Annotated in this window: 12 protein-coding genes; 5 read left to right on the top strand and 7 right to left on the bottom strand. The window is 59.3% G+C overall.

All coding sequences use genetic code 11. The annotated features are described in order from the left end of the window. Positions 1 to 146 precede the first annotated feature (146 nt). Both parC and AC4IBF_RS03315 read right to left on the bottom strand, forming a co-directional pair. Positions 147 to 2,405, bottom strand: coding sequence for a DNA topoisomerase IV subunit A (gene parC / locus AC4IBF_RS03320; protein WP_045415164.1), 2,259 nt, complete (start codon positions 2,403 to 2,405; stop codon positions 147 to 149). 118 nt (positions 2,406 to 2,523) lie between these two features. Further along, on the bottom strand, positions 2,524 to 2,919 hold the full coding sequence (locus AC4IBF_RS03315) for a YgiW/YdeI family stress tolerance OB fold protein (RefSeq protein ID WP_252093443.1): 396 nt from the start codon (positions 2,917 to 2,919) through the stop codon (positions 2,524 to 2,526). Positions 2,920 to 3,056: 137 nt separating this feature from the next. Between AC4IBF_RS03315 and qseB the strand changes: the two genes are divergently transcribed. The 4 genes from qseB (at position 3,057) to AC4IBF_RS03295 (ending at position 6,094) form a co-directional block, all read left to right on the top strand. Continuing rightward, positions 3,057 to 3,716, top strand: a complete 660-nt coding sequence (gene qseB, locus AC4IBF_RS03310) for a quorum sensing response regulator transcription factor QseB (RefSeq protein WP_491463149.1) — start codon at positions 3,057 to 3,059, stop codon at positions 3,714 to 3,716. Next, positions 3,713 to 5,062, top strand: a complete 1,350-nt coding sequence (gene qseC, locus AC4IBF_RS03305; RefSeq protein WP_491463148.1) for a quorum sensing histidine kinase QseC — start codon at positions 3,713 to 3,715, stop codon at positions 5,060 to 5,062. Before qseB ends, qseC begins: the two co-directional genes overlap by 4 nt. Positions 5,063 to 5,166: 104 nt before the next feature. After that, complete coding sequence (locus AC4IBF_RS03300; protein ID WP_111963279.1) at positions 5,167 to 5,748, top strand: NAD(P)H-dependent oxidoreductase; 582 nt, start codon at positions 5,167 to 5,169, stop codon at positions 5,746 to 5,748. A 31-nt stretch (positions 5,749 to 5,779) separates the two neighbouring features. Further along, positions 5,780 to 6,094: a putative quinol monooxygenase gene (locus AC4IBF_RS03295; RefSeq protein ID WP_032664433.1), complete on the top strand. Its 315-nt coding sequence runs from the start codon at positions 5,780 to 5,782 to the stop codon at positions 6,092 to 6,094. A gap of 88 nt (positions 6,095 to 6,182) precedes the next feature. Here AC4IBF_RS03295 and AC4IBF_RS03290 read toward each other — a convergent pair whose 3' ends face one another. From AC4IBF_RS03290 to AC4IBF_RS03270, 5 genes are read right to left on the bottom strand one after another with little or no spacing between them, the layout of a single operon-like run. Then, positions 6,183 to 7,070 (bottom strand): MurR/RpiR family transcriptional regulator, encoded by an 888-nt coding sequence (locus tag AC4IBF_RS03290; protein WP_039025548.1) that lies wholly within the window; start codon positions 7,068 to 7,070, stop codon positions 6,183 to 6,185. Next, positions 7,067 to 8,017, bottom strand: a complete 951-nt coding sequence (locus tag AC4IBF_RS03285) for an iron-siderophore ABC transporter substrate-binding protein (protein ID WP_136195214.1) — start codon at positions 8,015 to 8,017, stop codon at positions 7,067 to 7,069. Before AC4IBF_RS03285 ends, AC4IBF_RS03290 begins: the two co-directional genes overlap by 4 nt. A gap of 9 nt (positions 8,018 to 8,026) precedes the next feature. Beyond that, complete coding sequence (locus tag AC4IBF_RS03280; RefSeq protein WP_136195076.1) at positions 8,027 to 9,067, bottom strand: FecCD family ABC transporter permease; 1,041 nt, start codon at positions 9,065 to 9,067, stop codon at positions 8,027 to 8,029. Then, positions 9,064 to 10,047 (bottom strand): FecCD family ABC transporter permease, encoded by a 984-nt coding sequence (locus AC4IBF_RS03275; RefSeq protein ID WP_136195075.1) that lies wholly within the window; start codon positions 10,045 to 10,047, stop codon positions 9,064 to 9,066. Before AC4IBF_RS03275 ends, AC4IBF_RS03280 begins: the two co-directional genes overlap by 4 nt. Continuing rightward, entirely contained in the window at positions 10,044 to 10,856 is an 813-nt protein-coding gene (locus tag AC4IBF_RS03270) for an ABC transporter ATP-binding protein (protein ID WP_136195074.1), read from the bottom strand. The genes AC4IBF_RS03275 and AC4IBF_RS03270 overlap by 4 nt, the downstream gene beginning before the upstream one ends. A 384-nt stretch (positions 10,857 to 11,240) precedes the next feature. Between AC4IBF_RS03270 and AC4IBF_RS03265 the strand changes: the two genes are divergently transcribed. Beyond that, the gene (locus AC4IBF_RS03265; RefSeq protein ID WP_136195073.1) at positions 11,241 to 13,382 is read left to right on the top strand and encodes a TonB-dependent siderophore receptor; all 2,142 of its coding nucleotides are present in this window, start codon (positions 11,241 to 11,243) and stop codon (positions 13,380 to 13,382) included. Positions 13,383 to 13,464: the final 82 nt, after the last annotated feature.

Genomic DNA, 13,464 nt, shown 5'->3' with positions numbered 1-13,464 from the left:
AACAGCTGACAATTATACTTCACCTGTGGCCAGGTAAGGACTTTATTACGAGCGCGTATTGTTAATCGCAACGCACGAATTAACAACGATTTTACGGGAAATTTTATTGAAATTCCCCCTCCGGACAGAGGGGGGATATCACGACATTACTCTTCGCTGTCGCCCGCAGCGCTGCGTGCAGGAGAGTCAATCTCCACGCGATCGATACGCTGCAGACCGCGCATCAGCGAGCCGCGGCGACCGCGCTCACCCACCACCTTCTGCAGCTCTTCCGGACGAAGCTTGATTTTGCGCTTGCCGACGTGAATGGTCAGCGTGCTCTGCGGCGGCAGAAGGAAGAGGTGCGCCAGGCCATCTTCGCCTTTCGCGGCCTCCGCCGACGGGATGTTGATGATCTTGTTGCCCTTGCCTTTTGACAGCTCCGGCAGATCGCTGACCGGGAACATCAGCATACGTCCGGCGGTAGTGATCGCCAGCAGCATGTCGCTTTCGTTCTCAATCACCAGCGGTGCCATCACGTGAGCGTTGTCCGGCAGGCTAATCAGCGCCTTACCGGCACGGTTGCGGGAAACCAGATCGTTGAAGGTACAGATAAAGCCGTAGCCCGCATCGGACGCCAGCAGCAGCTTCTGGTCATCGGCTTCCATCAGCATATGGTCAACCGTCGCGCCAGGCGGCAGCGTCAGCTTGCCGGTTAGCGGCTCGCCCTGCCCGCGCGCGGAAGGCAGCGTGATCGGGTCAATGGCGTAGCTGCGACCGGTGGAGTCGATAAACGCCACCGGCTGGTTGCTCTTGCCTTTCACCGCCGCTTTGAAGCTGTCGCCCGCTTTATAGCTGAGCCCCGGCGCGTCGATATCGTGGCCTTTGGCGCTGCGTACCCAGCCGCTCTGCGACAGGACAATAGTCACAGGCTCGGACGGCTGCATGTCGTGCTCGTTCATCGCCTTCGCTTCTTCGCGCTCGTGCAGCGGAGAACGACGGTCGTCACCGAAGGCATCGGCATCGGCCTGCAGCTCTTTTTTCAGCAGGTTATTCATCTTGCGTTCGGACGCGAGGATCGCCTGCAGCTGATCGCGCTCTTTTTCAAGCTCGTTCTGCTCGCCGCGGATCTTCATCTCTTCCAGTTTGGCGAGATGGCGCAGCTTCAGCTCGAGGATCGCTTCGGCCTGGGTTTCGCTGATGCCAAAGCGCGACATCAGGGCGGGCTTCGGCTCGTCCTCGGTGCGGATGATCTCAATCACCTCGTCGATATTGAGGAACGCCACCAGCAAACCTTCAAGGATATGCAGGCGCTTAAGCACTTTCTCGAGACGATGGTTCAGACGACGGCGTACCGTATCGCGGCGGAACGTCAGCCATTCGGTGAGGATCTCCAGCAGGTTTTTCACCGCCGGGCGTCCGTCGAGGCCGATCATGTTCAGGTTGATGCGGTAGCTTTTTTCCAGATCGGTGGTGGCAAACAGGTGGTTCATCACCTGCTCCATGTCCACGCGGTTGGAGCGCGGCACGATCACCAGACGGGTCGGGTTCTCGTGGTCCGATTCATCGCGCAGGTCGTCGACCATCGGCAGCTTTTTATTGCGCATCTGGGAGGCGATCTGCTCCAGCACTTTGGCGCCGGAAACCTGATGCGGCAGCGCGGTGATCACCACGGCGCCGTCCTCTTTATTCCACACCGCGCGCATGCGCACGGAGCCGCGCCCGTTCTGGTAGATTTTGCGAATTTCCGCGCGAGAGGTGATGATCTCAGCTTCGGTTGGGAAATCTGGCCCCTGCACGATATCCAGCAGATCGTCGAGCGAGGCTTTAGGCTGCTCGATCAGGGTAATGGCGGCTTTCGCCACTTCACGCAGGTTGTGCGGCGGAATGTCCGTCGCCATACCGACCGCAATCCCGGTGGTGCCATTCAGCAGGATGTTCGGCAGACGCGCAGGCAGCATCTTCGGCTCCTGCAGCGTACCGTCGAAGTTTGGCACCCAGTCGACGGTTCCCTGACCCAGCTCGCCCAGCAGCACTTCGGCATATTTAGAGAGACGGGATTCGGTATAACGCATTGCCGCGAAGGATTTTGGATCGTCCGGCGCCCCCCAGTTCCCCTGACCATCCACCAGCGGGTAGCGGTAAGAGAACGGCTGAGCCATCAGCACCATCGCTTCATAGCAGGCGCTGTCGCCGTGCGGATGGTATTTACCCAGCACGTCACCGACGGTACGGGCGGATTTCTTGAACTTGGCGGTGGCGTTCAGCCCCAGTTCGGACATCGCATACACGATGCGGCGCTGAACGGGCTTCAGGCCATCCCCGATAAACGGCAACGCCCTGTCCATGATGACGTACATGGAATAGTTCAGGTAGGCGTTTTCCGTGAATTCATGTAGCGCGAGGCGCTCTGCCATATCGCTCATTACGTGTGATTCCTCAACTCAGAAACCGAAGGGTTTCAGGCAATATTGCCGCAGATACTACCCTATCTGACGAGTTGAGTCACAAAGAAAAAGGGCCGCTTATGCGGCTCTTTCCGGGTTATTTGTTCAGCTTGATGACCTGCTTCACGTCGATTTCAAAATCGTTCCACTCTTTATCGACCTTGCCCTGGATTTCCACTTTATCCTGAGGGGTGACGGTCACGCCGTTCCAGCGCTTGTGGTCAATCTCCACGTTGACCGTGCCGGTCTCATCGCGGAAGGTGTACCGGTCATCGGACAGGCGCTGGGTAATGTTCCCACGCAGCTTCACCCAGCTGTCGTCCTTCATCTCTTTCACCTTCACCGCGGTGGTGAGGTTAGCGTCGTTATCAACAAAACCTCCCGTCTGGGTCTGGGTTTGCGTGGCCGACGGGCCGTTAAATCCGCCCTGCGCGGCAAAAACGGGGGCAGTGGTCATCATCATGATGGCGGCAATGGCAGCGAATTTTTTCATATTAACTCTCCCTTTAATCTGGTTTGCAGTCCATTAAACAGGGTAATCCTTAACAACTTCTTAAGCGAAAAATTTATTTATTATTGCTGTACAGCAGGCGCTTACAGGGGGTTTACTGACGGCATCAAGGAGGGAACATGCGCATTTTACTGGTAGAAGACGACACGTTAATCGGCGACGGTATCAGGGCGGGTTTAAGCAAAATGGGCTTTAGCGTGGACTGGTTTACCGACGGTAAAACCGGTCAGGCCGCGCTTGCTTCTGCGCCCTATGATGCCGTGGTGCTGGATCTGACGCTGCCGGAAATCGACGGTCTGGACATCCTGCGCGCGTGGCGCGAAAGCGGGCGCAGCGAGCCGGTATTGATCCTGACCGCGCGGGATGCGCTCAACCAGCGCGTGGAAGGGCTGCGTCTTGGCGCGGATGATTATCTCTGCAAGCCGTTCGCGCTGATTGAAGTCGACGCCCGCCTCGAGGCGCTGGCCCGCCGCAGTCACGGCCAGACGCATAGCGAGCTACGCCACGGCAAGGTCACGCTCGATCCGACCCGTCTCGTCGCCACGCTGGACGGTGAACCGCTGACGCTGAAGCCGAAAGAGTTCGCGCTGCTGGAACTGCTGATGCGCAATGCAGGCCGCGTGCTCCCTCGCAAGACGATTGAGGAAAAACTGTATACCTGGGATGACGACGTCTCCAGCAACGCGGTAGAAGTCCACGTTCATCACCTGCGCCGCAAGCTTGGCAGCGAGTTTATCCGCACCGTGCACGGCATCGGCTATACCCTGGGTGACGCATGAAGCTGACGCAACGCCTGAGCCTGAAGCTGCGCCTGACGCTCCTCTTTTTAGCGCTCTCCCTGACGGCATGGTTTGCCGCCAGCCTGGTGGCCTGGCAGCAGACCACCCACAAGCTGGATAAGCTCTTCGACACCCAGCAGATGCTGTTTGCCAAACGGCTGCTGACGATGGATCTTGACGAGATCCGCGCCCCCGAACGGATGCGCGAGATCCCGAAAAAAGTGAAGCATGGCCGTCTCGATGACGACGCGCTGGCTTTCGCCATTTACGCCGTTGACGGCAAAATGCTGCTGAACGATGGCGAGAACGGGCGCGATATTCCGTACCACTATCGCCGCGACGGGTTTGCTAACGGGCAGCTCCAGGACGACAACGACGAATGGCGTTTCCTGTGGCTGACCTCACCCGACGGGAAGTACCGCGTGGTGGTCGGCCAGGAGTGGGAGTACCGCCAGGAGATGGCGCTGGACGTGGTCAGCTCGCAGCTCACGCCCTGGCTGGTGGCGCTGCCCGTGATGTTGCTGTTGCTGGTTCTGCTCCTGAGCCGGGAGCTAAAGCCGCTGAAAAAGCTGGCGCAGACCCTGCGCTCCCGCTCGCCGGATGCTACCGATAAACTGCCGACGGAGGGCGTCCCTACGGAAGTGCGCCCCCTGCTTGATTCGCTGAATCATCTCTTCGCGCGTACCCAGGAAATGATGACCCGCGAGCGCCGCTTTACGTCCGACGCCGCCCACGAGCTGCGCAGCCCGCTGGCGGCCCTGAAGGTGCAAACTGACGTGGCGCAGCTCTCACATGACGATCCGCAGGCGCGGGAAAAAGCGCTGGCGCAGCTGCATGCGGGCATCGACCGCGCTTCCCGGCTGGTGGACCAGCTCCTCACCCTGTCGCGTCTGGACTCGCTGGATAACCTGGACGATGTTGAACCGATAACGGTTGCCGATTTACTTCAGTCGGCGGTGCTGGATATCTGGCATCCGGCGCAGCAGGCAGGGATTGATATTCGCCTCAACAACCGCGACCCGCAGGCCAAACGTCAGGGACAACCCCTGCTGCTCAGCCTGATGGTGCGCAACCTGCTGGACAACGCCATCCGCTACAGCCCGCGCGGCAGCGTGGTGGACGTCACCCTGGACGCGCGTAGTTTTACCGTGCGCGACAACGGCCCAGGCATTTCACCTGACGCGCTGGCGCGCATCGGCGAGCGCTTTTATCGTCCGCCGGGTCAGGATGCCACGGGCAGCGGGCTGGGGTTATCCATCGTAAAACGCATCGCCGCGCTGCACGGTATGCGCGTCTCGTTGAGCAATGCGCCTGAAGGCGGTTTTGAAGTGAAGGTCAGCTGGTAGAGATTATTGCGTTTAATGCAAAAGACTTTGCACATTTTGCTCATTTTACCGCACCGTCCTCGCGCGTAGAATACTGGCCATACTCTCATCATCGAGGACAAATAATGAGCAATATCCTGATTATCAACGGTGCAAAAGAATTTGCGCACTCTAAAGGCCAGCTGAATGACACCCTGACCGAGGTCGCGGACGGTTTCCTGCGCGACGCCGGGCATGATGTTAAGGTCGTACGCGCGGACAGCAATTATGACGTGAAGGCCGAAGTACAGAACTTCCTGTGGGCTGACGTGGTGATCTGGCAGATGCCAGGCTGGTGGATGGGCGCGCCGTGGACCGTAAAAAAATACATGGACGACGTGTTCACCGAAGGTCATGGCTCACTGTATGCCAGCGATGGCCGCACCCGCTCTGACGCGTCCAAAAAATACGGGTCAGGCGGTATGATTCAGGGCAAAAAATATATGCTCTCTCTGACCTGGAACGCCCCGCTGGAAGCCTTCACCGAGAAAGATCAGTTCTTCGAAGGCGTGGGCGTTGACGGCGCGTACCTGCCGTTCCACAAGGCTAACCAGTTCCTGGGCATGGATCCTCTGCCGACGTTTATCGTCAACGACGTGATTAAAATGCCTGATGTCCCGAGCTATATCGCAGAATATCGCAAGCATCTCGCGGAAATTTTTGCTTAACTGGTAGCCTGGAATTAAAGGAGTAGTAAACATGCTTACCGTTATCGCAGAAATCCGTACTCGTCCAGGTCAACATCACCGTCAGGCGGTGCTGGATCAGTTCGCGAAAATTATCCCGACCGTACTGAAAGAAGAAGGCTGCCACGGCTACGCGCCGATGGTGGATGCCGCCACTGATGCCAGCTTCCAGGCGACCGCGCCGGACTCGATCATCATGGTTGAGCAGTGGGAAACCGTCGCGCACCTCGAAGCACACCTGCAGACCACGCACATGAAAGCGTGGAGTGACGCGGTGAAGGGTGACGTGCTGGAAACCCACATCCGTATTCTGGAGCAAGGGGTTTAAGTTTTCCCTCACCCCAGCCCTCTCCTGACGGGAGAGGGAGAACAGGTCCAGGCCCGGTGAGCGTCAGCGCAACCGGGCTTTGTTGTTTTTAGCTGCTTTTCTTCCCCGGTTTTAACCCGCGATGTAGCTCGTTGATGCGCTTCATCGACTTGATAGTGCGCTGCGGCTCGGTGGAGGCTACGGATAAAATAATCATCTCCAGACAGAGCAGCACCGTGCCGTGGAGCGGGATTTTGCCCTTTTCGCCGCCGCGCGGAACGTGGATCACCACGCTGGCCTCCTTGCTGAAACGCGAATCAAGGGCGTTGGTCAGCAGGATCGTTGGAATGCCCAGACGTTTTGCTTCACGCAGGGTGGTTTGCCCCTCCCGGTGCGCGGACTTCTGCGCCATCATCACCAGCACGTCGCCGCGCTGAAGCGCAATCAGCTGCTCGGCAAGCCCTATTCCGGTACGGTTAAGCGGCGTGGCGGGTAACCCCATGCGGCTGAACAGCCTGGCGGTATACTCGGCCAGAATACCGGATGCCCCAATGCCAAATATGGCAACCTGCCTCGCCTGCGCCAGCAGAGAGACCGCCTGGGCCATCGCGTATCGGTTGTGGGGCTCGGACAACACCTCGCAGGTGTGTTGATGCCCCTCCAGCACAAAATCAATGCTCGCGTTGACGTCGCTGGCAAGCGTGTTCACCGTAGTGGACATCTTTTCGCTGGAGGTGACCACCGGACCAAACCACTGCTCAAGCGTTTGCTTGAGATCGCGCAGCCCGGCGAAACCCAGCGCCTGGATGGCGCGGACCACCGTGGCATCGGAGGTTTTCACTACGGCAGCAATCTCCATGGCGGTCTGTTCCATCACCGCTTCGCGATTGTCATGAATATAGCGTGCAACCTGCAGCAGACGCGGCGTCAGCTGATGCGCCCGCGCGCGAAAACGGTCGCCATAGACATCCACGCGCCCTTTCTCTTTGCGGATCACCGTGACGCCTCCGGCAGCGGTCGCCCGGCAATCTGAGACTGCACCTGCGCGACCATCAGCCCTAAAGACGCGAACGAATTCGAGATCGCCTCTTCACGCGAGATCAGCACGTAATGCCCGGTTCGGCAGGCATTGAGGAACTGACACCAGCCCGGCATGACCGCATCCATCGCCGCCAGCTCGTCCTGCGGTTTACCGCCCGTATCCCCGCGCCAGGTGGCGAAGACGAAATCGCCATCCAGCTCCGGCAGGCGCTCGGCGCTGACGTCAATCCGTCCCCCTTCCGGGATGGACTCAATCAGCGGCGGGAACTTGAATCCTGCGTCGCGCAGCACGCGGCCCAGCGAGTGGTAGCTGTGCATAGCGTTGATTTTCCCCTGATTAGCCTGAATCACCGACACGGTGATTTTGCGCGTGTCGATGGTCGCCTTCAGCGCCTTGATTTGTTCCTGATAGCGGCGTTCCAGAATGTTTAGCCTTGCCTGCGTGCCCGTGAGCTGCGCCAGCTTGCGGTAGATTTCCGGCGCGCCGCCGTCGAGATGATCGATGCTCACCGTCGGGGCAATTTTCGCCAGCTGTTCCACCGGGGTGTTGCGGGTCGGCTCGGTAACGATCAGGTCAGGTTTTGCGGCGGCGATGGCTTCGATGTCGATATCGGCCGTGCCGATAAATTTGATATCGGAATTATCGAAGTCGACGCCGGTTAACATGCCGCTGGAGCGCAGAAAGTGGCTGTCGTCCGGCCGCGTGCGGCCATGGCTCGCCACCGGCGGCACGCCAAGCTCAATCAGCGGAATGGTGATATCCAGATCGTGTAAGGAAACAATCCGCTTCGGATGAACCGGCACAACCACCTTGCGTCCCAAATCGTCGGTAAAGACCTGCGTCGGCTCCGCCGCGCTCACCGCGAACCCCACCAGCAACAGCATCGAAAACAGTACGCGCATCATAGTCCCCTAAAATCTGTCCCGACGCTGCCAGAGCAGCAGCAGGAAAAACGGTCCGCCAATCAATGAAATCACAATTCCCGCCGGCAGCTGCAGCGGGAGGAATGCCAGACGGCCGACGTTATCCGCCAGCAGCACCAGCAGCGCCCCCAGCACGGCGCTTCCCGTCAGGAGCGCGGTTTGCCCGCCGCGCAGCAGCAGGCGCGCCATGTGCGGGGCAATCAGCCCCACGAAGCCAATGCTGCCCACGCAGGAGACGCAGGCCGCCGTCAGCACCACCGGAGCGAGAACCCGCAGCAGCGCCAGCCGGGTTGTGCGCACGCCAAGGCCCGTAGCGGCCTGATTGCCGAGCAACGCCACGTCCGCGGCCCGGGCGGTAAACAGCAGCAGCGCAAACGCGGGGGCGGCCCAGAGCGCAGCCAGGCCTACCAGCGTCCAGTTTGCCGCATGCAGGCTTCCCGCCAGCCACAGCATCGCCGTCTGTACGTCACGCACGTCGGCGGTGGTCATAAAGACGCCCATCGCCGCGGCAAACGCCCACGACACGCCGATGCCGATCAGGATGAACCGCGGGCGCGAGATATCGCGCGCCAGGACGATCACCAGCAGCGCGGTAAGCAGCCCACCGGCCATGCCGACCAGCGGACGCCAGGCCAGGCTCAGCGCCGGGAACTGAAAAATCAGCAGCAGTACCGCCGCGCTACAGCCCTCCTTCACGCCGATAAGCCCCGGGTCAGCCAGACCGTTGCGGGTGATGGACTGCATCGCCGCCCCCGCCATGCCGAGCATCGCGCCGCACAGCACCGCCATCATCAGGCGCGGCAGGCGGATATCCATCACGACGTAACGCGTCTCCGCCGTCAGACTTTCAGGCGAAAACAGCGCGCGCCCGATGGCGGAGGTTGGAATGGGCAGAGAACCGTGCGTCAGGCCAAAGCCCAGCAGGCTTAGCGCCGCCAGCACGAAAAGCGACAGGTACGCCAGCGCTTTCGGGCGAACCAGCGCCGATATACGGCCAATTCGGATCGCGCGGAATCCGGCCCGGTTCATTTGAACATCCTCGACGCCATAAAGATGAATACGGGCGCGCCGACCAGGGCCGTCATGATGCCGGTTGCCAGCTCCCAGGGGGTAAACAGCGTGCGGGCGGCGATATCCGCCAGCAGCAGCACCAGCGCGCCGCACAGGGCCGACAGCGGCACCATCACGCGCAAATCGACCGACACCAGACGGCGGATGAGCTGCGGCACGACCAGGCCGATAAAGCCAATCGGTCCGGCGATAGAGACGGCCGCGCCGCAGAGTAGCGCGATGGCCAGCAGGGCGAGCAGGCGGGTTTTCAGCAGGGACACGCCAAGCCCCTGCGCCATTCTGTCGCCCAGCGCCAGCATGTTGAGCGAGGGCGACAGCCCGATAGCAAGAACAAAACCAGCGGCTGCAGCCCACAGGGCACTCTGGAGCATCTGCGCGTTGACTCCGGCGATATCACCTGCCAGCCAGGTGCGCAGAGAGAGCAGCGTCTGTTCATCCAGGATTAACACCGCGGCGGTAATCGACGAGGCAAACGCCGACATCGCCACGCCGCACAGGGTGACCTTCATCGGCGTGAGCCCGGTACGACCGGACGAGGAGAACATCAGCACCAGCAGAAACAGCGCGGCGGCACCGACGGCGGCAATCAGCGGGCGACCAAACGGCAGCGACAGGCCAAGCGCGCTGACGCTCACCACTGCCAGCGCAGCCCCGGCGTTGAGCCCCAGAATGTGCGGTTCGCCGAGCGGGTTGCGGATCACAGACTGCAGCAGCACGCCCGCCACGCCGAGCGCGGCACCCGTCACCATCGCGGCGCAGAGGCGCAGCAGTCGTAATTTGATAATGACGTTATGGTCGAAATTGCGCGGGTCGAAGTGGATGAACGCCTCCACTACCGTCTGCGGGGCGATAAAGCGTGCACCGATGCCAAGATGCGTAATCGCACCCAGCGCCAGCAGCAATATAAAAATCAGGAAGGCCAGAGAAGCGCGTATCATGGCTGTTCAAGGCTCTGGCGAAACGGCATAAAGAACGGTTTGCCGGTCAAGGGGTTGATGGACATATGCACGTCCACATCAAACACCGCTTTGATCAGTTCCGGCGTGCAGACGTCGCCCTCGTGCAATACGCCCTCCACTTTTCCCTGGCGCAAAAAGACCAGCGAATCACCGTAGTTCACGGCGAAGTTGAGATCGTGCAGCACTACCACCACGGTACGCCCGTGCTGGCGGGTCAGGGCGTGCAGCAGTTCCAGGATCTCCACCTGGTAGCGGAGATCGAGATACGTCGTCGGCTCGTCAAGCAGGATATACGGCGTTTGCTGCGCCAGCGCCATGGCGATCCAGCAGCGCTGACGCTGGCCGCCGGATAAGCTTTCCACCGGCATATGGGCAAACTCTGCCGTGCCGGTCAGGCGCAGGGCCTCTTCCACCGCCCGCTCGTCCTCGTCGCTCCACTGACGCATAAAGTTCTGCCAGGGAAAACGCCCGCGCGAGACCAGTTCAAAAACGGTTAACCCTTCCGGCAGCAGCGGCGACTGCGGGAGAATGCCAAGCTGACGGGCGACCGCTTTGGTGGGCTGCTCGTGGATCGCCTTGCCGTCGAGAACTGCCGCGCCGCCAAGCGGCTGGAGCAAACGCGCAATGGTGCTCAGCAGCGTGGATTTCCCACAGCCGTTCGCCCCTACCAGCACGGTCATTTTCTGCTGTGGGATCGCAAGGGAGATATCATCAACGATGATTTTTTTCTGATAGCCCGCAGAGAGGTTCTCCAGAACCAGACCCGGTTTGTGTGTGTTGTGAGCCACGTGAACGCCAACGTAATGAAAAACCAACAAATAAAAATAAAACTCATTCTCTTTTGAGAGTTTGACGCCGAGCCATGTAGTAGTCAAGAGAAGAAACACCCTGGAAAAACCAGGGGTAAGCCTGAGTAAAAGTGAAAACTGGACGGCTTGTAAAAACATCTATTTCAATGACTTAATTATTATCCCGCTGCGCTTGTACGCACGGTTAAACGCTGTAGTCGATTTTTTCTTTTTTCCATTTACTACTACATTCACGCATGATTGAATGATTCTCAATTACATGTCCGATGCCACTTCCGGCTAACGGACAGACCGTAAAGGGCAATGACTCACACAGTTTGCCGCGAAACGTCATTCGCGGGATATTTCGGGATAACAGATGTAATGGCTACGTTCACACCTTCACTCTCTGGGGTAAAAGGGCGCGCGCTCTTTTCCCTGCTGTTTATGGCGCCGCTGGTTCAGGCAGCAGATAACACCGCGGCTAAAGATGGCGAAACGCTTACCGTCACCGCCGATCCAAATACGACGGCGGAGGCCACCAACGGCTATCAGCCGCTGAACACCTCCACCGCGACGTTAACCAACATGCCGATGCTGGACATCCCGCAGGTGGTCAATACCGTCAGCGACAAAGTGCTGGAGGATCAAAATGCCACCACGCTGGATGAAGCTCTGTACAACGTCAGCAACGTGGTGCAGACCAACACCCTGGGCGGTACGCAGGATGCCTTCGTGCGCCGCGGATTTGGCTCGAACCGCGACGGGTCAATCATGACTAACGGCCTGCGCACCGTCCTGCCGCGCAGCTTTAATGCCGCAACCGAGCGCGTGGAGGTGTTGAAAGGCCCGGCCTCCACGCTGTACGGCATTCTCGATCCGGGCGGCCTGATTAACGTCGTCACCAAACGCCCTGAGAAGACCTTCGGCGGTTCAATTTCTGCCACCTCTTCCAGCTTTGGCGGCGGCACCGGACAGGTCGATGTTACCGGCCCAATTGACGGCACGCGCCTGGCGTATCGCCTGACGAGCGAATATCAGGACGAGGATTACTGGCGTAATTTTGGCAACGAACGCAGCACCTTTATCGCCCCGTCCCTCACCTGGTTCGGCGACGACGCCACCGTGACCGTGCTCTATTCGCATCGCGACTATAAAACGCCGTTCGATCGCGGAACGATCTTCGATCTCAACACCAAAAAGGCCGTCGACGTCGATCGCAAAACCCGCTTTGATGAGCCGTTTAACGTGACCGACGGCCAGTCCGATCTCGCTCAGCTCAATGCGGAATATCGCCTCAACAGCCAGTGGACCGCGAAGTTTGACTACAGCTACAGCCAGGATAAATACAGCGATAACCAGGCGCGCGTAATGGCCTACGATTCAAAAACCGGCAACCTGACCCGCCGCGTGGATGCGACCCAGGGCTCGACCCAGCGAATGCACACGACGCGCGCGGATCTGCAGGGGAACGTGGACATCGCGGGTTTTTACAATGAGATCCTGACCGGCGTGTCGTATGAGAATTACGATCTGCTGCGCACGGACATGATCCGCTGTAAGAACGTCAAGGATTTCAATATCTATCATCCGACGTATGGCAAACTCGGCAAATGCACCACCGTGTCGGCGTCCGACAGCGACCAGACGCTGAAGCAGGAAAGCTACTCTGCCTATGCACAGGACGCGCTGTACCTGACCGATAAGTGGATCGCCGTCGCAGGCATGCGCTACCAGTATTACACCCAGTACGCGGGGAAAGGCCGCCCGTTCAACGTCAACACCGACAGCCGCGACGAACAGTGGACGCCGAAGCTGGGGCTGGTTTATAAGCTCACGCCAGCGGTCTCGCTGTTTGCCAACTACTCGCAAACGTTTATGCCGCAGTCGTCCATTGCGAGCTACATCGGCGATCTGCCGCCGGAAACGTCGAATGCTTACGAAGTGGGCGCAAAGTTCGACCTGTTCGACGGCGTTACCGCCAATATCTCGCTGTTTGATATCCACAAACGCAACGTGCTGTACAACGAAAGCGTGGGGGGGGAAACCATCGCCAAAACGGCGGGCCGCGTGCGCTCCCAGGGCGTGGAGGTGGATCTGGCCGGTTCACTGACCGAGAACACCAATATTATCGCCAGCTATGGCTATACCGACGCGAAGGTGCTGGAAGATCCGGACTACGCGGGCAAACCGCTGCCGAACGTGCCGCGCCATACCGGCTCCCTGTTCCTGACCTACGATATTCACAATGCGTTTGCCGGTAATACCCTGACGCTGGGCGGCGGCGGGCACGGCGTAAGCCGTCGTTCCGCAACCAACGGTGCGGATTATTATCTGCCGGGCTATTTCGTGGCGGATGCGTTTGCGGCGTACAAGATGAAGCTACAGTATCCGGTGACGCTGCAGGTGAACGTGAAGAACCTGTTTGATAAAACCTACTACACCTCATCTATCGCCACCAACAATCTGGGTAATCAGATTGGCGACCCGCGCGAAGTGCAGTTTACGGTGAAGATGGAGTTTTGATGTAAAAAAGCCCGGTGGCGCTAACGCTTACCGGGCTTACGATCCATTCCCTCTCGCTGTGGCAGAGGGTTAGGGTGAGGGC

This window comes from Enterobacter sp. Taxon_8 (genome assembly GCF_058354585.1).
The sequence above is the reverse complement of the archived record's forward strand: the minus strand, read 5'-3'. Positions and strand labels throughout refer to the sequence as shown.

Bases quoted from the DNA above. Each gene is read 5' to 3' on its own strand.
- qseB (WP_491463149.1), top strand. From the start codon at position 3,057: ATGCGCATTTTACTGGTAGAAGACGACACGTTAATCGGCGACGGTATC.
- AC4IBF_RS03280 (WP_136195076.1), bottom strand. From the start codon at position 9,067: ATGAACCGGGCCGGATTCCGCGCGATCCGAATTGGCCGTATATCGGCG.
- AC4IBF_RS03275 (WP_136195075.1), bottom strand. From the start codon at position 10,047: ATGATACGCGCTTCTCTGGCCTTCCTGATTTTTATATTGCTGCTGGCG.
- AC4IBF_RS03300 (WP_111963279.1), top strand. From the start codon at position 5,167: ATGAGCAATATCCTGATTATCAACGGTGCAAAAGAATTTGCGCACTCT.
- parC (WP_045415164.1), bottom strand. From the start codon at position 2,405: ATGAGCGATATGGCAGAGCGCCTCGCGCTACATGAATTCACGGAAAAC.
- AC4IBF_RS03265 (WP_136195073.1), top strand. From the start codon at position 11,241: ATGGCTACGTTCACACCTTCACTCTCTGGGGTAAAAGGGCGCGCGCTC.
- qseC (WP_491463148.1), top strand. From the start codon at position 3,713: ATGAAGCTGACGCAACGCCTGAGCCTGAAGCTGCGCCTGACGCTCCTC.
- AC4IBF_RS03315 (WP_252093443.1), bottom strand. From the start codon at position 2,919: ATGAAAAAATTCGCTGCCATTGCCGCCATCATGATGATGACCACTGCC.
- AC4IBF_RS03295 (WP_032664433.1), top strand. From the start codon at position 5,780: ATGCTTACCGTTATCGCAGAAATCCGTACTCGTCCAGGTCAACATCAC.
- AC4IBF_RS03285 (WP_136195214.1), bottom strand. From the start codon at position 8,017: ATGCGCGTACTGTTTTCGATGCTGTTGCTGGTGGGGTTCGCGGTGAGC.